We start from the raw sequence: 23,572 nt of genomic DNA, 5'->3' as shown, positions 1-23,572 counted from the left end.
TTCTGTCTACGTGTGGATAGAAAAAGGAGGAACGCTTTTTTTGTAGACAGAAAAACCATCGAGAGGAGAAGAGAAAAATGACAAATGAACCAATCGCCTGTGCGGCAGATGGGATCGATATCACGGGGTGCCGAGTTAGCTTGTACCCAATGAAAGACCATTTCGCGCAACAAATTTTAACAAGTATCGAAAAAACGAATACGAGCGCTGTTTGGCAGCAGACCGATCTGTTCAGTACCCTTTTTCGAGGGGAAGCGCCTAGTGTCATAGACGCAGCAGAGGCGCTATTTATCAACGCCTACGAATCAAAGACACACCTCGTGGGTGAGTTTACTTTTTCCAAAGGCTGTCCCGGAGACACTGCGGGTGACACATTCTTGAATGGCGAACAGGCGCAACCCAATAAAGGAAAGAACCTTGCGAATGGTGACTTTTTGGTTGATTGCAAATATTCGTTTTACGTATTTGGCGAAAATCATTATATGGAAGAAATCGCCACGATCGTCCAACTGGCAGAGACTCATGGCTTGAGCCCTCGTTCCGCTCACTATGTGACGATGCTGACCGGATCAGCAAGCCAACTCTTTGCGTATTTTGAAGCCGCATTAGCTTATGCCCATGACCATCTCCCCCACTATGTTCTGGAAGCGACTGTTTCGGTCAATAGCCCTTCAAAAAAGGAGGCGATGCCACATGACTAAGTGGGCTTTGAAAGATGTCATCATGGTAGGAATTGCTTCGTTGATTTTTGGCGTGATCTATCTTGGGGCTGTCCATTTCGGATTGTTGTTAGGTACGCTTCTAACGCCCTTTGGTTTATCTGTCTTAGCCAATGAGTTTATCTTTGGTGTTTGGTTCATGGCGGCAGCTTTTGCCGGATATGTGCTACGTAAGCCGGGAGCAGCTACGATCACTGAAATGATTGCGGCTCTTTTAGAAGTGTTTATGGGAAATTTTTATGGACCTATCATTTTTATTAGCGGTTTTGTACAGGGGATCGGAACAGAAGCCGGCTTTGCATTAGGCCGCTACCGACGATACGGGTGGTTCCCTTTAGTTACTGGAGCCGTGGGCGCCACGATCACGAGTTTTCTTTGGGGAATCATTCGGTCAAATTTCATTAACCTACAATGGCAGTTGCTGTTGGCGATCTTTCTTATTCGCTTGCTTTCTTCGTTATTCTTTTCAGCCTTTTTAGTGAAGATCGTCTGTGACCACCTGACACGGATGGGGGTTCTCAACAGTTACCCCATTGCTGAAGATCAAACGGTCATCGTCAAACGGAAAACCGCATGAGCCTGTCGGTAAAAAACGGCAGTTTTTTGGTGGATCAAAAGCGACTTAAATTGACTCTGTCTTTGGCCCCTGGTGAAACAAAAGGGATTTATGGTGCTTCAGGAACAGGAAAAAGCACCCTTTTCCATCTCTTAGCGGGACTAAATGAGAAGGGGTTTGATGGAGGGACGTATACGATTGACGGCCAAACGATGAACCAGCTTTCCATCCGGGAAAGAAGCACGTCCGTCAGCTTATTGTTTCAAAATCCTGATATGCAATTTTGCATGGCAACACCTCGCGAAGAGTTGCTTTTCTGTTTAGAGAATCAATGTATTCCCCAAAAAGACATGCCAAACAAAGTGGCTGAAGCTTTGGCATTTTGCGAGATTACCCACCTTGCTGATCAACCTTTCACGACCTTGTCTGGTGGTGAAAAACAGCTAGCCGCATTGGCTTGTTGTCTGATATTAAAAAGTCGTTACTTGCTTTTGGACGAACCCTTTGCCAATTTGGATTCGGACACAAGTCAAAAAGTCATACGAAAGCTGCAGCAAATCCAACACAAAAATGCTCTTGGTATTTTATTGATCGATCATCAAATCAAAGAGACCGCTAACTGGGTCGATGAGTGGCTGCTGATTGAAGAGGAATTCAGAACGATCAATCAAGCAGCGCTCCGCCAACTTGATCAGCACCTACGCAAGTCGCTGCCGCTTGTGAACATTAAATCGACTTCTAACGAAAAACGGCTTTCATTTCAAAATTTCCGATTACCCATCCGAAACCATGAAATTGTTTTCCCAGATCTTGCCTTTGATAAGGGCTCACTGATTGGAATCACTGGACGTAGCGGCAGCGGCAAGTCTTCGTTTTTAAAAGCTATTTTACAGCAGCAGGCCTATAAGGGGGATATTCTTTTGGCAGGTAAACCAATCAAGAAGTATCCGTCACCTTTTCGCTCCATCAGTTGGATCATGCAAAATCCGCAAGACCAATTTTTGGCAGCTACCGTTGCGCAAGAGCTTAGCCAAGGAAGCGCCCCGACCGAGAGCGAAAAACTACTCGAAAAATTGCGTCTGCAAAACAAGAGTGCCCAGTCGCCTTTTCTACTGAGTCAAGGACAGCAACGACGCTTGGCTGTTGCCTCCTTACTGCAGCGCCCGGTCGACCTACTGCTAGTAGACGAGCCGACATATGGTCAAGATGTCACACAAGCTTGGCAGATCATGGAGCTATTAGCTGCTAAAGCAACCACTGGCACGTTAGTTTTGATCGTTAGTCACGATGTTTTATTGTTGCAACAGTTTTGCTCGCAAATCATTGATTTCAATTGCTATCAAAAGGAGGTCGCAGATGCGTACACTCAATCCCACAGTCAAGTTATTCGCCATTTTAGGACTCGCCTTAGTGGTTTCTTTTCAAAATAATTTCAGATTGAATTTATTGCTCTCTGTCCTATTCTTCGTTATTACTGTAAAAGAGCGCTCCTTGAAAAAAAGTCTTTTGCTCTTTTCTGCATTGACATTGGCAGCTGTAGGGGTCTTTTTCACTGGTCTCCTTTACTATCAAGACCATCAAGGCGATCCCTCCTCAACGACAGCTATTCACTATGGGCTTGACATGGCGAGCCGTATCTACTGCTTCGGTATTCTGGGCAGTTCCTTCAGTGTGACGACCACGATCAATGAATTGATTTATTCGCTGCAGCAACAGCTGCATCTACCTGCCGTTTTTGCGTACGGTCTGCTCGCTGCGTTTCAAATTGCTCCGATCATTCCAGCAGAGTATCAAAACATCCGCAATAGCATGCGTTCCAGAGGAATCTCAGTCAATTCGTTTTCTTTCAAAATGTTGATTCCTTTACTCGTCAAATCCATTCGCTGGTCCGAACTTTTGGCGACGGCAATGCTTTCAAGAGGTTTCGACGGTGAAGGAAAGCGAACTTATGCCAAGACATTTCGAATCACTTTTATGGATACGCTGTTTTTATCCTTATGTTTGATGGTGGGACTTGGCGGAACACTCATCCTATAAAGGGGAAAGAGACAAAAAGACAAAGAAACGTAAGGGTTTCTTTGTCTTTTTTCATTGATTTATTAAGAAGTGATCGTCTTTTTTACTGAGCCAGATTTGATTTGGTAAAACGTAACAAACATCGTCGTTGCTAATATATACAAGGCGAAAAGAAGATACATGTTTTTAAACAGCTGGATCGTCGTTTGGTTCAACCAGGCCCCTACTTTGGGAATATAAAATATCGGCTGGCCAATCAATTGACTTTTTTGAATTTCGTTTGGTTCCATCTGATTTTGATTGTCGCCAATGGTATAGAGCACCGATTGATTTTCCCCAACCGCAACGATTCGCCGCGTCCGCATCTGTCTACCTTGATCAACATAATACGTTACTTCGTTGCCAACCACTAAATTATCTTCAGAAGCTTTTTTTACAAAAAGGAGTGTCCCTTCAGAATATGTCGGTTCCATTGCATCACTAGCAACAATAGCCATTGTGAAACCAAACGCATGTGGGATCACCACAATTAGTACAGACAGCAGCATGAACATCAGTACAAAAAGTGAGAGCATGATACTTTGTTTTGGAAAAAGCTTCATTTTCTATTCTCCTTCTAAACCTCAGTTTCTTTTATGATTCTATAACATAACTCTATTTTTTTCTTTATATTATGCTAAAGGCGATTAAAAAACAGAGGAGAAAAAGTATGCCTTTTTTAAATAACAAGTTTTTTTTAAAGCGTTGGATTCCCTTCATCCTTCTGGTCCTATTTTTACTGGGAAGTATTGTCTTTTTTCTCGTTCTTTTTTTATTCCCAACTTCTGATATCCATGCAGTGGAGAAAAAGGAAGACTGGATTTTCTATGCTGAGGACAATCCCGAATCTACTTTTATTAGTCGTTATGTGAAACATTTACCTAGTGTAAAAGCGAATGATCGTTTTGTGATGAAGCGAAAAATGACCAACGATTATAAATACCCTACAATGTTACTAATTGGCGATCATCAACACATGACTGTCTATCTCGATGACCAAGAAATTTACACCAACGATGAGCCCAATGATCCACTGACTCTCAATCATCCAGGCAAAACATTGTCTTTTATCACCTTGCCTGAGGATTATGTTGGTAAAACCTTGAAAATATACGTGACTAGTCCTTTTGACACCTATTCTGGCTTCCCAGCAGAAGTCTTTTTTGGCCCTGCAAATGCACTGATCGGCTATGTCTTCAGTCTGTCAATTTTAAATATTTACATTCTTTTATTTACTGGTTTTATTTGTATCATCAATTTATTTTATGTCTTAGTTTCTTTTATCAATCAACGAAGGCTGAAAACATCTTCTCTCTTATTCAGCGGCTTTGCCTTAACAGCAGGCTTGGAAGCGGGCTTCAGCGATATGCTTGGTGGACTACTGTTTCCCCCAATCGTCAACTCTGTAATGTTAAATATTCTTTCTATTATTACACCAATGTTTTTGATCGGCTTTTACTGCACGAATATGCATTTTATTCGCAAGTACTACCAGAAATGGTTATACTTCCACTATTCATTCGGTCTGTTAGCGATACTTTTCGCACTTTTCCAAGCACAAAGTTTGCCCGTCATCATGAATTATATGTTCTTGTTGAATATTACCAGTACCTTCGTTACTTCTTTTGCAGCAATCTATGAAGCATTGAAAAAAAATCCTTTTTATGTCATTTGTGCGCCTTGGATCGTGATTGCGGCTATTGGTCATTGTTTCTTGTATATTCAGGATATTTTAGTTTTGCCACAATCTGATATCAATTGGCGTTCGATCATCTTTTTCTTATTAATTATCATTTTTACTTGCTACGGCTTCCTTGAACTCTTTTTTGCCAGCGAGGGTAAAAATAAGCAGATCGATACAGCAGACATCAAAGTGCGTTTATATGAGAACCAACAAGCGATCAGCCCTGAACAAACGTTAAAATGGCAGCAAGTTTTACGGACCATCAAACAAAGAACCCATACGGTCAAGGATATGTTAGAAGATCAGCAGTTGGCAGCGGCCTATGAAGGCCTTAGTGAGATTGAAGAACAGATCAAGCAGCAGTTAACGAGTCCTTCCGTTGAAAAAGAATCACTCACGACGATGCTGCTTGCTAATTATAAACACACAGCTGCTCAAAAAAGGATCACCTTTGCCTGTGATGGCATCATAGAACCACTGGAACAATTGGCGGAAAATGATCGTCTATCCTTGATCGCTCATTGCCTAGAGTACGCCATCCGATACACTTGTGCGGTCACTGATCCTCAAAAGCGAAGACTCGCGTTGAGGGTGAATGACACGAACGGCCAGTTGCATATCGACTGCCAAATGCCGCTTCTCTCAAATGAAGAAGCAGAAAAACTACAGAACAATGAAACCAAACGACAGGCGATGCAGGCTGACATGCAAATGCTAGAACAACTTTGTTTAGCCTACCAAGGAAGTATCCGGATTGAAGAAACTGACGGGCTTCACCTCTTGCATTTGACACTTAGGGCGAAAATAGATCCGCTGTCTTTCGACTGACCGTCTTGCTACATTAGTTTTAAAGGAGCGATTTTAAGAAAAAGCGAAAAAACTCTTGCTTTTTTCGCTTTTTCGCTTTAGCATGATAAAGAACAGCAACAAGCATTGGAATAGTAGTTTTATGATGGTCTTAGAGAGTCGATGGCAGCTGAAAAATCGACACCCACTGATAAAATGAACCTACCCAATGGCAATGACCGCAAAACGGTCGGTGGAAAGGCCTTATCCTTTACGAGTTGGATTATCCCGATAGATAATCAACAAAGGTGGTACCGCGAAATCCAAGCATTTCGTCCTTTTTTAGGACGAGATGCTTTTTTATTTTTTTAAGGAGGAAAAAGAATGACACAAAAAAATGATTTTACAGAATGGTATATCCAAACGATCCAAAAAGCCGAATTGATGGCTTACTCCCCAGTGAAAGGCTCCATTATTTTCCGTCCTGACGGCTTCGAACTTTGGGAGCATATCCAAGAAGAGTTCAATCGATTCTTGAAAAAAGAGGGCATTCGCAATGCGTACTTCCCAATGCTGATTCCGCAAAATTTCTTTATGAAAGAAGCCGATCATATTGAAGGTTTTGCGCCTGAATTGCCATGGGTCACAGAAGTCGGCAATGAAAAATTGGAAGAACCTTTGGCCTTGCGTCCAACCTCAGAAACCATGATTGGCTCTGCCTTTTCTGATTGGATCAACTCCTATCGTGACCTACCTTACGAAATCAATCAATGGGCAAACGTCTTTCGTTGGGAAAAGAAAACATTGCCTTTCTTGCGTACCTCAGAGTTTTTATGGCAAGAAGGTCATACCGCTCATGAAAACGAAGAAGATGCACGTCAACGCACCATGAAAATCTTGGATGAATATGCCCGCCTTTGCGAAGAATTCCTAGCGATCCCTGTTTATCGCGGACAAAAAACCCCTTCTGAGCGTTTTGCTGGAGCAGTTGATACTTATTCGATCGAAGCGATGATGAAAGACGGCAAAGCAGTCCAAGCAGGAACCAGCCACTACATGGGGACAAAATTTGCTGAAGCATTTGATATTACGTATTTAACGAAAGAAAACAAGCATGTCCATGCCCACACAACCTCTTGGGGTGTCTCTACCCGCTTGTTGGGGGCCTTGATCATGACCCATGGCGATGAAAATGGGTTAGTTTTCCCACCAACCATTGCACCAACCCAAGTTGTGTTGTTACCAGTCGGTCCATGGAAAAAGAATCCAGCCATCTTAGAAAAATTAGAAGAACTGTATGCCAACTTTAAAGCCAAGGGCATTCGTGTTCGATTGGATGATTCTGATAACTCACCTGGCTATAAGTTCAATGAATGGGAACTAAAAGGCGCTTGCTTGCGAATCGAATGTGGCCCAAGAGATTTAGAAGCTGGCAAAGTGATGGTCAAAGTCCGCGACTTGACTGACAAGCAAACAGTCGCTCTTGAGGACTTGGAAGCCTTCGTTGATCAAGAACTGCAAGCAATGACCCCACGCTTATTGGCAGCTGCGAAGGAACGTAACAAAGATAATGAGTACACCAACATCGATACATTGGATGAACTAAAAGCCCATATCGAAACGTGCAAACAAGAAGACAAAGTGACTGGCTTTGTTTTGATCGGTTGGGACGGCTCGGAAGAAACGGAAGCGAAAATCAAAGAAGAAACCGGCTTTACTACCCGAAACATTCCGTTTGAAGCACCAATGGAAAAAACAGTCGATATCGTCAGTGGCAAACCTGCCAAGCATACCGTTTGGATCGCCCGCGCATACTAATAGAAAAAACGAAGCAGCCAGATTGAAAAGGCTGCTTCGTTTTTTGATTAATAAATCAATGAAAGAAAATCTTCAGGCGTGATGTTGCCAAAATATTTTTTGACATCAATGTTGGCGATGACTTGTGCCAAATCTTCCTTGGCATAACGAGTACCGATCAGGGCTTGTTCGACATCTGCAATGTCCCCTAGTCCGAAAAAGTCGCCAAAGATTTTGGCATCCGTGATTTTTCCTTCTGCCACATTCAAACGAACTTCGATGGAGCCGATTGGGAAGCGATGACGGCGTTCAATATCAAAAGCTGGAGATTTACCGTAATTCCAATCCCAGTTGCGATAATACTTATCGGAAATCTCATTGATCTTGACCCAATCCTCTTCAGTCAGTTCATAGGTTTTGACTTCTTCCACGGAATCGACACCAAAAATCTTCAATAAGATTTCTTGACGGAACTCTTCAGTCGTCATGTCTTGCTTCTCTTTTGGCAAGAATGGTTTGATGTTGGTCACTCTTGAGCGGATCGATTTGATGCCTTTTGATTCGATTTTGTCTTTGCGGACTTTCAAGGCGTTGACCACTTCATTGATGTCACTGTCAAACATGATCGTCCCATGAGCAAACATCCGGCCATTCGTTGCGTACATCGCATTCCCAGAAAACTTCATGTCATTGATCACAAGGTCGTTGCGCCCTTTTAGTTGCGCCCCTTCAACACCCATCTCATGCAAGGCTTGGACGATTGGTTTGGTCAGTTTTTCAAAATCTCTGAAAGAATTGCCATCGTCAGGCATAATAAAGCTGAAATTCAAGTTTCCGAAATCATGATAGACTGCACCGCCGCCGCTGAAACGACGAACGACATGAATCCCATGTTCATCCACATATTCCTTATTGATCTCTTCGATCGTATTTTGATTGCGTCCAATGATAATCGATGGTTCATTAATGTAAAAAAGTAAGATTGGTTCATCCACTTTCATTTCTTGAAGAAGAAAAATCTCGATGGCTAAATTGATGCGTGGGTCGTTCAGTTCATTCGGTACAAAAAGCATACTATTCGTTCCTCCTAATTAGATGATTTCTACTATTTTTTGAACAGCCGCCAACTCAACAGGGATTCCATTGGCAGCTAGCGCAGCCTCTTCTCGTAACTGTTCTAAGTCACCGTGTTGCGGCAAATGCGTCAACATTAATTTTTTCACCTGCGCTGCATGGGCGATCTCCCCTGCTTCTTTTGAAGTAAAATGAGCCTTGTGCCGCTCATTTCCTGCAAAAAGATAAGTATCTGCCAAGAATAAGTCAGCCCCTTCAGCAAACGGAACGAAAGATTCTAAATAGCCAGAGTCTCCAGTAAAAACAAAGACCTTGCCCGTACTTTTCTCAACAAATCGCATGGCATAGCAAGTGACTGGATGAATCGTTTTCATAAAGGTAATGGTGAACGGGCCCAATTCCAACGACTCAGACTGAAGGTAATCAAATCCTTGGGTCACTCCCGGCATCGTCAGACTTTCAAAATGAACCCTGTCCTCCCCATGACCGTAGATCGGCAAAACCTGCCGTTCTTCGTTTTCGGGATATAATTGCCAATAGTATTGTAATACCCCCAGATCCGCAATATGATCGTGATGGTAATGTGTCAAAATCACTGCATCTAAGTCTAAGGGATCAAGGATCTTTTCTAATTGGACCAAGGTGGTACTTCCCGCATCAAGCAGCAAATGAAAGCCATCTGACTCTACTAAATAGCCAGTAGTCCCTTCACCATTATACGGATAGGCACCTAAACAACCTAAGACAGTTATTTTCACATGTGTTTCCTCCTCTTTGGCTCCAGCTGATTTTCTACTTCTTTTATGCTATCACATCTCAGCTGATTTGACTAAAATCTGACCATTTTTTTTTGCGAAAAAGGATCAAGAAAATGAGAAAAAAACGACGTCTATTGATGAATCCCTTGAATGAGTGTTCTACTCTATCCTTAAGGAACCATTCCAATGGTACGTCGTCTTTTTTTACTTATCTGATCAGCGCTCGTTGTTCATTGATCAATTCTTCATAGAATGCTGCGTTGACCGCATACGCATAGGCGTTTGCCCACAACATCCCAATCATAAGCGCCAAGAAACCCAGAATAAACCAGCCAATCAATGATAATTGCAGCCAAATGTATTGGCCCAGATGCGGTCGCAAGAGAGCGAAAGCTGCTTTAATTGATTGAAGGACTCCTAATTCAGGCTGATCATAGCGCAGATAGATTGCTAATTGGATCACACCGGTAACAACTTGCGACAAAAAGAAGAACAAGATGATGGAGAGAATCGTCCCAACCACAAAAGCGATCGAACCGTTAAACATCGATACATCAATAGAAATTCCCCGATTAAAATTGAATACCAAGCCCAAATATTGATTAAGGCCTGATAAGACAAATTGCGGTAAGAAAATCGCAAAACTCAAAAGATAATTTAAAAGCGCGCTCACTAAGTTTAATAACAAAAACGGTACATACAGACGCTTATCAAAGACGAGAAAAATATCCGCCACCTGGATTCCTCTGCCACGAACCAGATAGAGTGCCATAATACTCAATGCTACCGAAAACGCAAAGAAGACAAAATTGTCCAAGATCAGATCGATCCAGCTCTCTGCATTGTTTGCACCAAAAGAAGTCCCAATACTACTAAAAAGCGAGCTGACCACCGCTTGTACGGCAACCGTCGCTAAAATACTTAAGACGAACGTTCCCCAGAATCCGCGCAAGGAGTTTTTAGCCGTCTCACGAATCATTGTGTTTGATCTCATAATCTCACCTTAATAACTGCGCAATGCTTTAACGGTTTTATCGTCTAAGCGGCGAACCACTTCCGTTACAAGCTTGACTGTATTGAAGTAGTCATCCTCATGAATGACAGAAGTATGAGAATGCAGGTAACGAACGGGCACGGTAATAGCGATCGAAGGGACCCCATCACGAGTCAAATGCATTTGACCAGCATCGGTTCCTCCACCAGTGATCACGGTATATTGGAAAGGAATTTCCATCTCTTCGGCGACATCGATCACAAAATTCAATAATTTCTTGTGAGGAATCATGGAAGCATCGAAAATCAAGACTTGTGGGCCTTTCCCTAACACAGAATCCGCTTCTTTTGGCGTCATTCCAGGTGTGTCCCCAGCAGTACCAGTATCTAGGGCGATAGCGATATCAGGATTCACTAAATGAGTGCTTGTTCGCGCACCTCTTAGGCCAACTTCTTCCATCACGTCACTGCCGGCAAACAAGCAGTTTGGATGTCCTTCTGCTGCCAAGGTTTCTAATACCCGCAGTGATACCGCCGTACCGATTCGATTGTCCCAAGCTTTTGCTAGCAAAAATTTGCTGTCGTTCATCCGTTTGTATTGGATATAAGGGGTGATCATGTCTCCAGGACGGATGCCCCAGCCTTTGGCTTCCTCTTCGCTTGACGCGCCAATATCGATGAACATATCTTTGATATCGTAAGGTTTGTTTCGAGTCTCTGGACTCAACACATGGGGTGGTTTTGAGCCGACGACACCGTGGATCACTTTGCCTTCATTGGTTTTGATCTCCACTTGCTGTGCCAGCATCACTTGCCCCCACCAGCCCCCAAGGGTTTGAAATTCAATAAAGCCTTTTTCTGTGATTTTTGTTACCATAAAGCCGACTTCATCCATATGTCCCGAAATAAAAATTTTCGGACCGCCGCCATCACCAACATGTTTGGCAATGACACTTCCTAAACCATCAAAAAAGATATCTTCAGCAAAGTCTTTGGCATATTCTTTAAAGACTTCACGCACTTCCTCCTCATTCCCAGGAACCCCACGTGCAGTCGTTAGGTCTATTAAAAGCTGTTCTTCTTTTTTCTCCATCTTGCTTCCTCCTTTGTCTCATTGATTATGATTATACCATTCTCTTAATCTGGTGCCAGAGGGAAATACAAAAAGATTGGTTAAACGAAAAAAAACGATCCTAGTTTCCTAGAATCGTTTTATCGTATAAATAGATCAAGTTTCAATAATCCGCAGACACAGCTTGACGGTAATCAAATAGGCAAACAGATAGACGACTGCTGCCACTGCTGCAAACAAATGAGCAACCCAATACCCGGGACTATCGATGATCTGTGTGAAAGTATTGATGGCAAATACCGCATGCAAAATCGCCAATAAGGTGCCAGGCATAAAAATCCAAATGTTTTGCCAGTACACCAACTTGCGCACTTCATTACGGGTGTAGCCTAATTTTGTCAATAGTCGGTAATTGTACTTTTCCCGCTCCGTGTTAGAAAATTGCCGAACGATCAAACTACTAGACGTGGTGATCAAAACGATCACCCCAACAAATAGCGATACGAACAAAATGATTCCTGCTTGTCGTCGCACCCCGCGCATTGTTGTAAAGCGATTGGCTAACGTTAGCCGATATGCGGTCGTCTGACCACTATCACTACTTGAATCCCGAGCGGTCTCTGGATAAAAGCGTACGTTTTTTTGGTCGTCGCTAAATTCATAGGTCAATGGATGCGCCCACTCGATTGGCAGCTCTTCATCCAACAACTGTGTCAGCGCGTCTGTTTGCACCTTTTCGGTCTGTAAATAAGCAATGGTATAGGTGAATCCTTTGATTTGTTGGTACGCCTCATCTTGAATGACAAGGACATTGGGTAAAGAATAGCGTAAAGCACTATCACCAAAATAATCTTGTTCGGCTTGAATGAGTTTAAAATTATGCTGACTGCCGACTTTGACTTCATCGCGATATGTGATAAATGAGCGAGTTACGTCGTATTGACTGTCAAAAAGTACAGCTTGCTTATCAGTACTCAGTCGAATCTCAGGAGCACCCGGAACCAGTTTTCGCAGACGCTGATAATCCGAAAGTGCCACCAGATTCACCATCATATTTTCGACACTTTCATCTTGCAACTCTCCTAGGTAGCGTGTCTGCACCGTCATATTGGTCATTTTGTAGGGAATTGCTTGTTCCGCTGTAATTGGCACATCCGACTTTTCTAAAAGGGTACGCAAGGCCCCTGCCTGCTCTCCTGACACCTGAAAGGAAGTTGGATAGATACGGTTCGTTGCTTGGTAATTCAAAGAGATGACCCCCATTGTTCCCCCTATCAATGAAATCGCGATTGCAGTGATAATCGTCAAAAGGGCGTAGCTTTTCCACGTCCTTTGCAAGTAAGCACGCACGTTATTGTAAGCAATCAACTTCGCCCCTTTGATAAGGCGTTTTTTTGGTTTACTCAAAAAATACAACAGTGCTGGCAAGGAACAATCAAAAAAGAGATAGGTTGCCGTTATACAGCAAAATAGAATCAGTAAAGGGATCCATAGAATCGCTGAAAAATCTTGCGTATACGTGATATAGTTGGTCCATGTTTCCCTTAGGGTCAATGACAGATAATACCCTACCCCAAGTAAAATCAGACCTAGGACCCCCATCAATGTACGAAACGGAGTCATTTTCATTTTTTTGATCGGTAAGCGGTATTCGGTCTTGATCAATTCACTCATTGGGGTACGCCAAACAAAAAGGATCACTTGAATACTCAATATAATCATTGCGGCGATAAAGACAAAGACCGTCGAAAAAATCGATTGCGGTGAATTAAAGAAATGACTGGTCAAATTTAGGCCCATCGCCCGAATCAAAATCATTGAGAAGAATTTTGAAAAAATAATTCCCATAAAGATACCGGTCACTAGAGAGAAAAAATTTAGTAAAAACGTTTCCCGTAGCAACAGCCAAGCAAGACGACCTTGCCGCAACCCCAAAAGCTGGTAAACACTGATTTCTTTTTGTCGCTGACTAAGAAAAAAATGATTGGCACTCAGCATAAAAAACAAGACGACAAAGGCAACCACACTGCTGCCGAATCCTAAAACCCCTTCAATGCGGATGTCTTGCTGGACCCGTTGATTCAGTAGACGATCATTCATCAAGGCGTTAAAGGAATAAAAAATCATCACGGCGGTCATCATACAAATAAAATACACCATATAATTGCGAAACTGCCGCAAAAAACTCCGCCAGCCGATTTTAAACAACATGGCGCGGACCGCCTCCAATCGTAGCCTGCATATCGATGATTTTTTCGAAAAATTCCTGACGGCTGCCTTTTTTGACAACTTCCGCAAAGAAGACACCATCGCGAATGAACAGAATCCGATTGCAGTAGCTGGCGGTAAAAGGATCGTGGGTGACCATCAAGATCGTCGTTTTTTCTTGTTGATTGATTTGCGCTAAATACCGTAACAATTCTGTTGCCGCTTTTGAATCAAGGGCTCCCGTGGGTTCATCAGCAAAAAGGACCGCCGGACGACTGATGATCGCCCGAGCAGCAGCGACCCTTTGTTTTTGCCCTACAGACAATTCTTCTGGGTAGCGATCCAATAAGTGTTCGATCCCTAACAAATTGGCCGTCTCCTCGATACGTACTTGGGTTTCCTTCACGGGCAAGCGATCAATCGCTAAAGGCAGCAAAATATTGTCTCTGGCTGTCAATGTCTCTAAAAGATTAAAATCTTGAAAGATGAAGCCAATCTGCTGACGGCGAAAATCGCTGAGGGCTTTTTCCGACATTCGGGTAATGTCTTTGCCATCGATATAGATCGAGCCTAAGCTAGGTCGCATGATTGAAGACAAAAGATTCATCAAGGTCGTTTTCCCAGCACCGCTTGGCCCCATGACCCCAACAAATTCTCCTTGATCCACTGCAAAAGAAAGGTTATCTAATACTTTGGTTTGATTGAAACGGGTGCCGTAACTTTTTGTCAGATGCTTCACATCGATCATATTTTTCACACAGAACCCTCCTTTAAAAAAATTCTCTCCTTATGGTAGCATACTTTATCATTGAATACTTCTGCTTCAAAACAGAGAAAAAATAAATTTAAAAAAGTTTTTATTCATTATGTGAAACATGGAACAACCAAATCCTTAATCTTATCAAGTTTTCTCGAAAACACCTCAATGAATATACACCATATATTGTGTATATCCAAAACACAAACCCTTTTCGACTACTATATATAGTTGCTCATTTCTACAATTTGTTTTATTATATTGTGGAAGATAAGGAGTGGTAGAAATGATGAACATTAAGAGAAATCCTGAGCAAGGGTTGGAAAGACAGTCCGCTTTGCGTCAGTTAAAAATCGTAAAACGTGATGGACGGCTTGTCGATTTTGATGATCAAAAAATTTATGATGCGTTAGTGAAAGCCCTGAGAAAAATCAACGGTGAGCTTTCTCCCATCGACCACGAAAAAATCACCGAGATCGTTGACAGTGTCGATCACGAGATCGCGGAACGTTTTCGTACAAATGTAAAAATCTATGAGATCCAAAATATCGTCGAGCATATCTTGTTAGCAAAGAACGAGTATGCCTTGGCTGAAGAATATATCAACTACCGGACCCATCGTGATTTCGAACGCAGCAAAGCAACAGACATCAACTTTACGATCAATAAATTGATGAATAAAGATCAATCGGTCGTCAATGAAAATGCCAATAAGGATAGTAACGTGTTCAACACACAACGTGATTTGACCGCTGGGATCGTAGGAAAATCGATTGGTTTGAAAATGCTGCCTCCTCACGTGGCAAATGCCCACCAAAAAGGCGACATTCATTACCATGACTTGGATTATCATCCATATACCCCAATGACTAACTGCTGCCTAATCGATTTTAAAGGCATGCTAAATAATGGATTTAAAATTGGGAACGCCGAAGTGGAATCGCCAAAATCGATCCAAACGGCCACCGCTCAAATCTCACAAATCATTGCAAATGTAGCATCGAGTCAATATGGTGGCTGTTCTGCTGATCGAACAGATGAATTATTGGCTCCTTTTGCTGAGTTGAATTACCAAAAACATTTAAAAGATGCCGAAGAATGGATTGAGACACCCGAACGTCGGGAAGCTTACGCGAAGAGCAAAACCCGCAAAGATATCTACGATGCAATGCAAAGTCTAGAATACGAAATCAATACGTTATTCACCTCTAACGGACAAACGCCGTTTACTTCCCTTGGCTTTGGTTTAGGAACCAACTGGTTCGAACGGGAAATTCAACGAGCGATTCTCCAAATTCGCATCAACGGGTTAGGCAGTGAAAAGCGTACTGCTATTTTCCCGAAATTGATTTTTAGTATTCGCCGTGGGGTCAACTTGGCACCTACCGATCCGAACTATGATATTAAAGAACTGGCTTTAGAATGTGCCACTAAACGGATGTATCCGGATATTTTGAATTATGATAAATTGGTTGAATTGACTGGCAGCTTTAAAGTGCCGATGGGCTGTCGTTCTTTCTTGCAAGGCTGGAAAAACGAACGTGGTGAAGAAATCAATGTCGGTCGGATGAATCTAGGTGTCGTGACATTGAATATTCCACGGATCGCCTTAGAAGCAAATGGCGATCAAGAAAAATTCTGGTCACTGCTGGAGGACCGTCTGCAAATCGTTAAAGATGCCCTTGTCTATCGAGTGGAACGCTGTAAAGAAGCGAGTCCCGCCAATGCGCCGATCCTTTATATGTATGGGGCTTTCGGTGAACGTTTGGATCGCAAAGACAATGTCAACGAATTATTCAAAAACAAACGTGCCACTGTTTCGCTTGGTTACATTGGTTTATACGAAGCTGCTTCGGCTTTTTACGGTGGAACTTGGGAACAAGACCCAGAAGCAAAGGCCTTTACGATGGCGATCGTGAAAGAATTGAAAGCTCATGCCGATGCCTGGGGCGATGAATACGGCTATCATTTCAGTGTGTACTCGACCCCTAGTGAAAGCTTGACCGATCGTTTCTGTCGCTTAGATACCGAAAAATTCGGTGAAGTTGAAAATATTACCGACAAAGAATATTATACCAATAGCTTCCACTATGATGTGCGGAAAAATCCGACACCATTTGAGAAACTTGATTTTGAAAAGGACTATCCAAAATACTGTTCTGGTGGCTTTATTCATTACTGTGAATATCCAGTCTTGCAGCAAAATCCAAAAGCGTTAGAAGCAGTTTGGGATTACGCATATGATCGGGTCGCTTATCTTGGAACAAATACCCCTATCGATCACTGTTACGAGTGCGGATATGAAGGAGACTTTAATCCAACCGAACGAGGCTTTGAATGTCCACAATGTGGCAATCACGATCCAAAAAGTTGTGATGTTGTCAAAAGAACCTGCGGGTATCTTGGAAATCCTCAAGCTCGCCCGATGGTCAACGGTCGTCACAAAGAAATCTCTGCTCGGGTCAAACATTTGCAAGAATAATCATAAAAGGAGTGTTAGATTTCTTCTACACTCCTTTTATCGAACAACCCCTGTAATTCACAATAGAAAGAAGTTTTCGTATGAGAAATCCTAAGCCCCAAGAATGGAAAGCAAACGAGTACAGTCAAAATTATATTGCTGATTACAAAGCCTTCAACTTTGTGGACGGTGAAGGCATCCGAAATAGTTTATATGTGAGCGGCTGCCTGTTTGCTTGTGAAGGCTGTTTCAACAAAGCCGTCCAAAACTTTCGCTACGGCACACCTTTTACCCAAGAGCTAGAGGATCGAATCATTGAGGATCTGCGACATGACTATGTTCAAGGACTGACCCTCCTAGGCGGCGAACCTTTCTTGAACACGACGGTCTGTCTGAAAGTTGTTGATCGCGTTCGCGCCGAATTTGGTCATAGCAAGGACATTTGGAGCTGGTCAGGCTACACTTACGAAGAACTGCTCTTGGAAACCCCTGACAAACTAGAACTTTTATCCAAAATTGATATTTTGGTGGACGGCCGTTTTGAACTCAGCAAGCGAAACCTAAACTTGCAGTTTCGTGGTAGCAGCAATCAACGAATCATTGATCTTGCTGCATCTCGAGAACAAGGAAAAGCGGTTATCTGGGCAAAGTGCAAAGATGCTGAAGCAAGTTACGAACAAATCAAAAAACAAATTTAACGACTCAAAACACCGTGCATCTTGAGATGACCCCAAAAGTTAGACCAAAAAATCGAACTTTTGGGGTCACCACATCTTCCTTCAAAGATGATGCACGGTGTTTTTTTTGTTATATAAAAATCAGTGACCAAGCTTTTTAAAGGTACTTACTTGCTTCACGAACCGTCAAAGGCGCCAGACTTTTTTGATGGCGTAGAAGAAAATCTTGAACCCACAGAGGATTCGTCTTGGCATAGTCTCGCAAGCTCCAGCCAATGGCTTTGTTGATAAAGAATTCAGAACTCCCCAAATTGTTGACAAGGATCTCTTCAAGTAATGGTCGATCCATCTGTTCTTTTTGCAACAATTGGTGAAGAATCGCCACTCGCCGTAGCCAAATATTATCCTCAAGACTCCAACGAAGCATCTCAGCCTTTAACGCTGGCAGTCGGCGAACAAGCTTTCTGACGACCTCACTTAGTGCGTCCACGCTATCCCACCAAGATTTCGTTATGACTAACTGTTCAATTTTTGCTAGATCAACGGCTGATAAAAAGGGCTCCAGCGCCACTAAATAATCAATCGCAAGGTACTGGTGTTCCCGATAGCTGCTTTGCCAACATTGATCGATAAATTCCCAATCGATTCGTTTCATTTGTTTTGCTACTTTAAAGGCTGCTTTTTCCTGCTGACGGCGCAACGGTGTAGGGATGCCTAAAAACTCAAACTGATGCCGCATATAAGCGGCCATTTTTCCCCTTCGTTCTTCATCAGCCAAAGCAATCATCGTTTCATATACTTGATAGATCGTCATATTGGTCCTCCTTTTTAGGTCTACTGATCGTCAGATATTTGCCATAAAGGCAGTACGATATTTTCATAGGTCAGAGGATCGAGATTTGTGACGGTGATTCCCAAAAGACGAATGCCTTTTTCAAGACCTAAAATCTCTTCCCAAATGAGACTGGCTTCCGAAAATAACTGTTCTTTTTTATGAACGTAAATCGGCAAAGTCACTCGTTTAGTGATCGTAGAGTAATCACTGTAACGGACTTTCAACACGACTGTTTTGCCATGTTTCTGTGTGCGCTTTAGTGATCTCTCAACTTCTTCTGCGATGGCGCGTAATTGACTTAAGACTTGTTCTTCACTCGTTAATGGATTGCCGTATGTATGCTCCTTACCGACTGATTTTCGTTCTCTGGTCACACTGACTGGTGAATCATGGATTCCTCTAACTTTACGATACAAAGAATACCCCATTTTGCCAAATTCGCGGATCAACGCCATCTCACTCCAAGCGTATAGATCTGCTCCTGTAAAAATGCCTAACTCATGCATCCTGGGGACAGTTTTCTTCCCGATCCCATGAAATTTATCGATGGGTAGTTGTTGCAAAAAGGCCACTGCCTCATCCGGCATCACCACTGTTAACCCTCGTGGTTTATGATAATCCGAGGACAATTTTGCCAAAAACTTGTTGTAACTGACGCCTGACGAACAAGTCAAATGGGTCTCATGCCAGATGTCTCGCTGAATCAGACGAGCGATCTTAATTGCTGAAGGACAGTTGATTTTGTTCACTGTGACGTCCAGATACGCTTCATCAATTGAAACTGGTTCGATGATGTCGGTGTATCGGTGAAAAATTTCTCTGACTTGCTTGGACACTTCACGATACTTTTGATGATTCCCCGGTTTAAAAATCGCTTGCGGACAAAGCTCGTAGGCTTTTTGTGCGCTCATTGCCGAATGGATGCCATATTGTCGCGCCAGATAATTCGCTGTCGTGACCACTCCTCGGCCGCCGGTATCACTTGGGTGACGGGCAATGACAAGGGGATGCTTGGCCAGCTCAGGATCATCCCGTTCTTCCACCGAAGCAAAAAAAGCATCCATATCAATATGAATAATTTTGCGGCTCGTATCATTTTTTAAGGGAAATTGCAGTTCCGACATCGTTGCTCACCTCGCTTCTTATTATAAACGAACAGAAGTTCCCTATCAAGCAAGGAATCAAGACAAAGACGCAAAAAGGACCAATTTTCATTGGCCCTTCCCTATACGTTCGCTACTTTTGCTGCACGGTTCATGACCCAAGAAGTTCTGCTATAAGGCAGCTTCTCCTCGTTCATTGGTGCGAATCCGAATCGCTTCTTCCAAAGGGTAGACGAATATTTTGCCATCACCGACTTCATCTGTCCGACAGATCGATACAATCAGCTCAATCACGGCATCGACTTTTTCATCTGCCAAAACAAAGCGGACATTTACTTTCGGTAAGAGAGTCGTGATCACTTCTTGGCCACGAATAAACTCTTTTAACCCTTTTTGATTGCCACACCCGAGAACTTGACTGACCGTCATCCCACTGATCAGATCCGATTGATCCAAAGCGGCTTTTAGCTCCTCTAATTTTTCTTGGCGAATAATCGCTTCAACTTTTTTCATGACTGCTCCTCCACTCTTAAGAATCTAACCCCATAAAGGTAGGATAGGCCGTTTCATCATGTTCGATCCGATCCATCCCCACCGCTTCTTCTTGCTGAGATACGCGAATCGGCATCACCCATTTGATCAAGGTAATTATGACAAAGGATAGGATACCAGCGAACAAAATCGTAAATACGATACTTTCGGCTTGTGCGATAAAAAGATCAACACCGCCATAAAGCAATCCTGAATGTCCACCAACAGCGGGATCGGCAAAGATCCCGGTCATCAAACCACCGAAGATTCCGCCTACCCCGTGACAACCAAAGGCATCCAATGCATCATCTAACCCTAATCGATGTTTGATGACGGAAATAAAGAAGTAACAAAACGGACTGACTAAAGCGCCAATGATAAAGGAAGACCAAAGGGAGACAAACCCCGCCCCTGGTGTGATGGCAACTAAGCCCACCACTGCACCTGTACAAGCACCGACGATTGTCGGTTTTCCCACGACGATTTTTTCGATCAGCATCCAAGAAAGCATCGCACTGGCTGCTGCTGTATTCGTGGTCATTAGGGCGTGGATCGCTAGACCATCAGCTGCTAACGCAGAGCCAGCATTAAAGCCAAACCAGCCAAACCATAAAAGACCGGCACCTAGTACAACAAAGGGAATATTATGAGGACGATATTCGGTTTGATGAAATTCTCGTCGCTTACCGACAACGATCGCTAAGACTAGCCCACTGATTCCCGAACTGATGTGAACGACATTGCCTCCTGCAAAGTCGATCGAGCCGATCGCATCTAAGAAGCCACCGCCCCACACCATATGCGCCATTGGAAAATACACGAAAACCAGCCAGAAGCCAATAAATAGAAAAATAGCAGAGAACCGCATTCTTCCAACGACTGATCCAGTGATAATCGCCGTTGTGATCAAAGCAAACATCATTTGAAAGGCAGCAAACAACCCTTCTGGAATTCCCTCTCCTTCTGACATCGAAACATGATTGAAAAAGACTTTGTCTAAATTGCCAATAAATGATCCTGTCCCGCTAAAGGATAATGTATACCCTAGAGCGACCCAGAGGACGGACGCCAAGCCCATCGTACAAATCACCATCATCATGGTATTGAGGATGTTTTTGCGTCGTTCCAATCCTCCATAAAAAAATGCCAATGCTGGAGTCATTAGAAAAACCATACCGCTACAAATTAAAATAAATGCAATATTCCCTGTATCCATTTTACACGCCTCCCTTTCTATATGTTAGCTATCCTAACACCATATTTTCGAATAAGCTAGATTTTTCTGAGAAAAACATGAATTTTCTGAAAATAGCTGACTTTATATGTTAGGTAATATCACATAAGTGAGCGTGTGGTACAAAAAAATACCGAGAGAAGTCTCGGTATGATTACTCTTCTATTTGGTGATACGCTTGATAGACAAGCTGTTTCTTTACTTGATTACGTTTAGCCACTTCTTTGATTGCTTCTTTTGAGGACATTTCGGCCTCTTCCATCAAGGCAGCTACTTGTTCTGCGTAACTTCCTTCATAAACAATTTCATGTATTTCAGAAGAGCCTTCCACCAACAGACAGCATTCTCCTTTGATTGGCTGCTGCTCTAAATAGTCGATCAATTCAGAAAAGGTCCCTCGCAAGTATTCTTCATGGATTTTTGTCAATTCTCGGCAAATGACTGCCTGACGTTCACCAAATACCTCTAGCATTGTTTCAATCGTCGCTGCGATTCGATAGGGTGACTCATAAAAAATCATCGTTGCTTTCTGGGTCGCTAATTCACTCAAGGCTTGTTTTTGTTCTTTTTTCTTACGAGGTAAAAAGCCATAAAAAAGATTTGGTTGCGGCGATAAGCCTGAAGCAATCAACGCTGTCAAACCTGCCGTAGGTCCCGGAAGCGCAATCACCGCGATTCCTTCAGCTAGACAGGCCTTGACTAATTCATGCCCCGGATCACTGATGGAGGGCATACCAGCATCGCTGCATTGGGCAATGGTCTTGCCCATCTGCAGCTGTTCTACCAAATGCGGAACTCGCTCTTTATAATTGTGTTCATGTAAGCTTTTTTGCGGTGTCGAGATCTCAAAATGATTCAACAATTTCTGGGTATTGCGAGTATCTTCACTTGCGATCAGGTCCGCTTCTTTTAAAATTTTGACACAACGGACCGTCATATCTTCCAAGTTCCCGATCGGTGTCGGAACAAGATACAGTTTTCCAGTGTCTTGTTTATAACTTTGTTGCTTTTGCATGTACTGCTCCTTTCGAAAAAAAGACCAGTGGAAACTGATCTTTTTTCTAACGAACCTATTAGACTGTCAGTCAGTTATTTGCCGCTTTCACGATAGATCACTTCTAGACAAAATGCACAAGGTTCATCATGTTCTCTGCGAGAACCGTATAAGTCATAACAAACATGAAATCCTTCTTCGTAAATCTTTTCTAAATTCATTCGTGATTTAGAAAGTTCTTGTTTGACCGATTCAGCGGGTGCATCTGCCACTTGGTTCAACTCACGAATGTGTTCACGTAAGCGTTGATTTTCCAATTCTAATGTCGTATTTTTTTCGACGATTTCTTGCAAAGACTGCTTCATTTCCGCTAGATTATTTAAGGAATTTTGCAACTCCGATTCTAACTGATTCAATCCGTCATATATTGATCGTTTGTCCATGCTCATTATGGTCACCTACTTATTTTGTCACTAGTTCTTCATAATCATATTCGATTGGTGTTTGCCGATCATGCAAACGGACTTTGATCACTCGGCTCAACAGGTCCAGCCCAACCACACGTCCTTTGCCATCTGGCGTTTCAACTTCCTTGCCGCGATCCGGCAATTCTTTTTTCGCCCGCTCATATTCTTCACTTTCATACTTAAGACAGCACATCAAACGACCGCATAATCCTGAGATTTTCGCAGGATTCAAGGAAAGTCCTTGATCTTTAGCCATCTTGATGGATACAGGGATAAAATCCCCTAAAAACGTCGCACAGCATAGTTTGCGACCACAGGGCCCAACTCCGCCTAGTGCCTTCGCTTCATCCCTGACACCGATTTGGCGCAGTTCAATCCGGGTATGAAATTCACTTGCCAAGTCTTTGACTAATTCGCGAAAGTCAACACGGCTTTCTGCAGTAAACGAAAAAATCAGTTTTGTCCGCTCAAAGGTATAGGCTACTCGAATCAGTTTCATTGGCAACTGATGTGCGCGGATTTTTTCTTTTCCAATTTTTAACGCTTCATCTGCCGCCTTTTGATTGGCTGCTGCCTGTTCCAAATCTTTCTTCGTCGCCCGACGTAAGATAGGTTTGACTACCTGAGGCAAATCGCTCTCATTCATTTCTCTGCTTTTGGTGACGACTGTGGCAAGACATTTAGCATCTTGTGATTCCACGATGACTTGGTCATTTATAGTATAGGTCTGTTTTTTCGGTGTGTAAAAATAAATCTGGCCTACGTCATGATAACGCACTCCGACAACTTCGATCATCTCTGGTCTCCTTTT

The 23,572-nt window shown here is 42.9% G+C and carries 22 protein-coding genes and 1 other annotated feature; of the genes, 8 read left to right on the top strand and 14 right to left on the bottom strand.

What is annotated here, in order from left to right:
• Window positions 1–77 precede the first annotated feature (77 nt).
• The 4 genes from A5882_RS11590 to A5882_RS11575 are packed head-to-tail and all read left to right on the top strand — an operon-like array spanning window position 78 to window position 3,312.
• Window positions 78–701: a YkoF family thiamine/hydroxymethylpyrimidine-binding protein gene (locus A5882_RS11590; RefSeq protein WP_005236559.1), complete on the top strand. Its 624-nt coding sequence runs from the start codon at window positions 78–80 to the stop codon at window positions 699–701.
• Complete coding sequence (locus tag A5882_RS11585; protein WP_005236560.1) at window positions 694–1,296, top strand: ECF transporter S component; 603 nt, start codon at window positions 694–696, stop codon at window positions 1,294–1,296. Before A5882_RS11590 ends, A5882_RS11585 begins: the two co-directional genes overlap by 8 nt.
• Window positions 1,293–2,705, top strand: a complete 1,413-nt coding sequence (locus tag A5882_RS11580) for an ABC transporter ATP-binding protein (protein WP_086372802.1) — start codon at window positions 1,293–1,295, stop codon at window positions 2,703–2,705. The genes A5882_RS11585 and A5882_RS11580 overlap by 4 nt, the downstream gene beginning before the upstream one ends.
• Complete coding sequence (locus A5882_RS11575) at window positions 2,632–3,312, top strand: energy-coupling factor transporter transmembrane component T (RefSeq protein ID WP_086372801.1); 681 nt, start codon at window positions 2,632–2,634, stop codon at window positions 3,310–3,312. The genes A5882_RS11580 and A5882_RS11575 overlap by 74 nt, the downstream gene beginning before the upstream one ends.
• Before the next feature lie 62 nt (window positions 3,313–3,374).
• On the opposite strand, the gene A5882_RS11570 is transcribed toward A5882_RS11575, so the two are convergent.
• Window positions 3,375–3,893, bottom strand: a complete 519-nt coding sequence (locus tag A5882_RS11570; protein WP_016613282.1) for a signal peptidase I — start codon at window positions 3,891–3,893, stop codon at window positions 3,375–3,377.
• A gap of 107 nt (window positions 3,894–4,000) precedes the next feature.
• On the opposite strand from A5882_RS11570, the gene A5882_RS11565 reads away from it, so the two are divergent.
• Together A5882_RS11565 and proS are read left to right on the top strand one after the other, a co-directional pair.
• Window positions 4,001–5,842, top strand: a complete 1,842-nt coding sequence (locus tag A5882_RS11565; RefSeq protein ID WP_228085136.1) for a hypothetical protein — start codon at window positions 4,001–4,003, stop codon at window positions 5,840–5,842.
• A gap of 96 nt (window positions 5,843–5,938) precedes the next feature.
• Window positions 5,939–6,143: a binding site (T-box leader), on the top strand.
• A 41-nt stretch (window positions 6,144–6,184) separates the two neighbouring features.
• Window positions 6,185–7,618, top strand: a complete 1,434-nt coding sequence (proS, locus tag A5882_RS11555; protein ID WP_008381577.1) for a proline--tRNA ligase — start codon at window positions 6,185–6,187, stop codon at window positions 7,616–7,618.
• A gap of 47 nt (window positions 7,619–7,665) precedes the next feature.
• Here proS and A5882_RS11550 read toward each other — a convergent pair whose 3' ends face one another.
• The 6 genes from A5882_RS11550 to A5882_RS11525 all read right to left on the bottom strand — a co-directional run bounded on the left by A5882_RS11550 (window position 7,666) and on the right by A5882_RS11525 (window position 14,459).
• Entirely contained in the window at window positions 7,666–8,670 is a 1,005-nt protein-coding gene (locus A5882_RS11550) for a lipoate--protein ligase (protein WP_005236575.1), read from the bottom strand.
• 18 nt (window positions 8,671–8,688) lie between these two features.
• On the bottom strand, window positions 8,689–9,429 hold the full coding sequence (locus tag A5882_RS11545; RefSeq protein ID WP_005236590.1) for an MBL fold metallo-hydrolase: 741 nt from the start codon (window positions 9,427–9,429) through the stop codon (window positions 8,689–8,691).
• A 208-nt stretch (window positions 9,430–9,637) separates the two neighbouring features.
• Entirely contained in the window at window positions 9,638–10,423 is a 786-nt protein-coding gene (locus A5882_RS11540) for a DUF975 family protein (protein WP_228085134.1), read from the bottom strand.
• A gap of 9 nt (window positions 10,424–10,432) precedes the next feature.
• Window positions 10,433–11,515 carry a M42 family metallopeptidase gene (locus A5882_RS11535; RefSeq protein ID WP_008381585.1) on the bottom strand — a complete coding sequence of 361 codons (1,083 nt, stop codon included), beginning with the start codon at window positions 11,513–11,515 and terminating at the stop codon, window positions 10,433–10,435.
• 135 nt (window positions 11,516–11,650) lie between these two features.
• Window positions 11,651–13,705 (bottom strand): FtsX-like permease family protein, encoded by a 2,055-nt coding sequence (locus A5882_RS11530; protein WP_005236604.1) that lies wholly within the window; start codon window positions 13,703–13,705, stop codon window positions 11,651–11,653.
• Entirely contained in the window at window positions 13,695–14,459 is a 765-nt protein-coding gene (locus A5882_RS11525; protein WP_005236606.1) for an ABC transporter ATP-binding protein, read from the bottom strand. The genes A5882_RS11530 and A5882_RS11525 overlap by 11 nt, the downstream gene beginning before the upstream one ends.
• Before the next feature lie 286 nt (window positions 14,460–14,745).
• Between A5882_RS11525 and nrdD the strand changes: the two genes are divergently transcribed.
• A complete protein-coding gene (gene nrdD / locus A5882_RS11515; RefSeq protein ID WP_005236607.1) occupies window positions 14,746–16,941 on the top strand; it encodes an anaerobic ribonucleoside-triphosphate reductase in 2,196 nt (731 codons plus the stop codon).
• A gap of 80 nt (window positions 16,942–17,021) precedes the next feature.
• Window positions 17,022–17,618: an anaerobic ribonucleoside-triphosphate reductase activating protein gene (gene nrdG, locus A5882_RS11510; RefSeq protein WP_005236608.1), complete on the top strand. Its 597-nt coding sequence runs from the start codon at window positions 17,022–17,024 to the stop codon at window positions 17,616–17,618.
• Between the two features lie 136 nt (window positions 17,619–17,754).
• On the opposite strand, the gene A5882_RS11505 is transcribed toward nrdG, so the two are convergent.
• The 7 genes from A5882_RS11505 to A5882_RS11475 all read right to left on the bottom strand — a co-directional run bounded on the left by A5882_RS11505 (window position 17,755) and on the right by A5882_RS11475 (window position 23,557).
• Entirely contained in the window at window positions 17,755–18,411 is a 657-nt protein-coding gene (locus A5882_RS11505; RefSeq protein WP_086372800.1) for a DNA alkylation repair protein, read from the bottom strand.
• A gap of 20 nt (window positions 18,412–18,431) precedes the next feature.
• Window positions 18,432–19,556 (bottom strand): DNA polymerase IV, encoded by a 1,125-nt coding sequence (dinB, locus tag A5882_RS11500; RefSeq protein ID WP_086372799.1) that lies wholly within the window; start codon window positions 19,554–19,556, stop codon window positions 18,432–18,434.
• Window positions 19,557–19,706: 150 nt separating this feature from the next.
• Window positions 19,707–20,048, bottom strand: coding sequence for a P-II family nitrogen regulator (locus A5882_RS11495; protein ID WP_005229830.1), 342 nt, complete (start codon window positions 20,046–20,048; stop codon window positions 19,707–19,709).
• A gap of 16 nt (window positions 20,049–20,064) precedes the next feature.
• A complete protein-coding gene (locus tag A5882_RS11490; RefSeq protein WP_005236611.1) occupies window positions 20,065–21,282 on the bottom strand; it encodes an ammonium transporter in 1,218 nt (405 codons plus the stop codon).
• 172 nt (window positions 21,283–21,454) lie between these two features.
• Window positions 21,455–22,315: a 16S rRNA (cytidine(1402)-2'-O)-methyltransferase gene (gene rsmI / locus A5882_RS11485; protein WP_005236618.1), complete on the bottom strand. Its 861-nt coding sequence runs from the start codon at window positions 22,313–22,315 to the stop codon at window positions 21,455–21,457.
• 74 nt (window positions 22,316–22,389) lie between these two features.
• Complete coding sequence (locus A5882_RS11480; protein ID WP_077452675.1) at window positions 22,390–22,737, bottom strand: DNA replication initiation control protein YabA; 348 nt, start codon at window positions 22,735–22,737, stop codon at window positions 22,390–22,392.
• A gap of 19 nt (window positions 22,738–22,756) precedes the next feature.
• A complete protein-coding gene (locus A5882_RS11475; protein ID WP_005236620.1) occupies window positions 22,757–23,557 on the bottom strand; it encodes a stage 0 sporulation family protein in 801 nt (266 codons plus the stop codon).
• Between the last annotated feature and the right edge of the window lie 15 nt (window positions 23,558–23,572).

This window comes from Enterococcus sp. 4E1_DIV0656 (assembly GCF_002140695.1).
Classification (GTDB): domain Bacteria; phylum Bacillota; class Bacilli; order Lactobacillales; family Enterococcaceae; genus Enterococcus_D; species Enterococcus_D entomosocium.
This window is presented reverse-complemented; position numbering and strand designations above follow the sequence as displayed.

Excerpts from the sequence above, each read along its gene's own strand:
- A5882_RS11475 (WP_005236620.1), bottom strand. The coding sequence starts at position 23,557 with ATGATCGAAGTTGTCGGAGTGCGTTATCATGACGTAGGCCAGATTTAT.
- A5882_RS11570 (WP_016613282.1), bottom strand. The coding sequence starts at position 3,893 with ATGAAGCTTTTTCCAAAACAAAGTATCATGCTCTCACTTTTTGTACTG.
- A5882_RS11530 (WP_005236604.1), bottom strand. The coding sequence starts at position 13,705 with ATGTTGTTTAAAATCGGCTGGCGGAGTTTTTTGCGGCAGTTTCGCAAT.
- rsmI (WP_005236618.1), bottom strand. The coding sequence starts at position 22,315 with ATGCAAAAGCAACAAAGTTATAAACAAGACACTGGAAAACTGTATCTT.
- A5882_RS11495 (WP_005229830.1), bottom strand. The coding sequence starts at position 20,048 with ATGAAAAAAGTTGAAGCGATTATTCGCCAAGAAAAATTAGAGGAGCTA.
- A5882_RS11590 (WP_005236559.1), top strand. The coding sequence starts at position 78 with ATGACAAATGAACCAATCGCCTGTGCGGCAGATGGGATCGATATCACG.
- A5882_RS11585 (WP_005236560.1), top strand. The coding sequence starts at position 694 with ATGACTAAGTGGGCTTTGAAAGATGTCATCATGGTAGGAATTGCTTCG.
- A5882_RS11580 (WP_086372802.1), top strand. The coding sequence starts at position 1,293 with ATGAGCCTGTCGGTAAAAAACGGCAGTTTTTTGGTGGATCAAAAGCGA.
- nrdD (WP_005236607.1), top strand. The coding sequence starts at position 14,746 with ATGATGAACATTAAGAGAAATCCTGAGCAAGGGTTGGAAAGACAGTCC.
- A5882_RS11540 (WP_228085134.1), bottom strand. The coding sequence starts at position 10,423 with ATGAGATCAAACACAATGATTCGTGAGACGGCTAAAAACTCCTTGCGC.
- A5882_RS11535 (WP_008381585.1), bottom strand. The coding sequence starts at position 11,515 with ATGGAGAAAAAAGAAGAACAGCTTTTAATAGACCTAACGACTGCACGT.
- A5882_RS11575 (WP_086372801.1), top strand. The coding sequence starts at position 2,632 with ATGCGTACACTCAATCCCACAGTCAAGTTATTCGCCATTTTAGGACTC.
- A5882_RS11505 (WP_086372800.1), bottom strand. The coding sequence starts at position 18,411 with ATGACGATCTATCAAGTATATGAAACGATGATTGCTTTGGCTGATGAA.
- A5882_RS11565 (WP_228085136.1), top strand. The coding sequence starts at position 4,001 with ATGCCTTTTTTAAATAACAAGTTTTTTTTAAAGCGTTGGATTCCCTTC.
- proS (WP_008381577.1), top strand. The coding sequence starts at position 6,185 with ATGACACAAAAAAATGATTTTACAGAATGGTATATCCAAACGATCCAA.
- A5882_RS11550 (WP_005236575.1), bottom strand. The coding sequence starts at position 8,670 with ATGCTTTTTGTACCGAATGAACTGAACGACCCACGCATCAATTTAGCC.
- dinB (WP_086372799.1), bottom strand. The coding sequence starts at position 19,556 with ATGTCGGAACTGCAATTTCCCTTAAAAAATGATACGAGCCGCAAAATT.
- A5882_RS11490 (WP_005236611.1), bottom strand. The coding sequence starts at position 21,282 with ATGGATACAGGGAATATTGCATTTATTTTAATTTGTAGCGGTATGGTT.
- A5882_RS11480 (WP_077452675.1), bottom strand. The coding sequence starts at position 22,737 with ATGGACAAACGATCAATATATGACGGATTGAATCAGTTAGAATCGGAG.
- nrdG (WP_005236608.1), top strand. The coding sequence starts at position 17,022 with ATGAGAAATCCTAAGCCCCAAGAATGGAAAGCAAACGAGTACAGTCAA.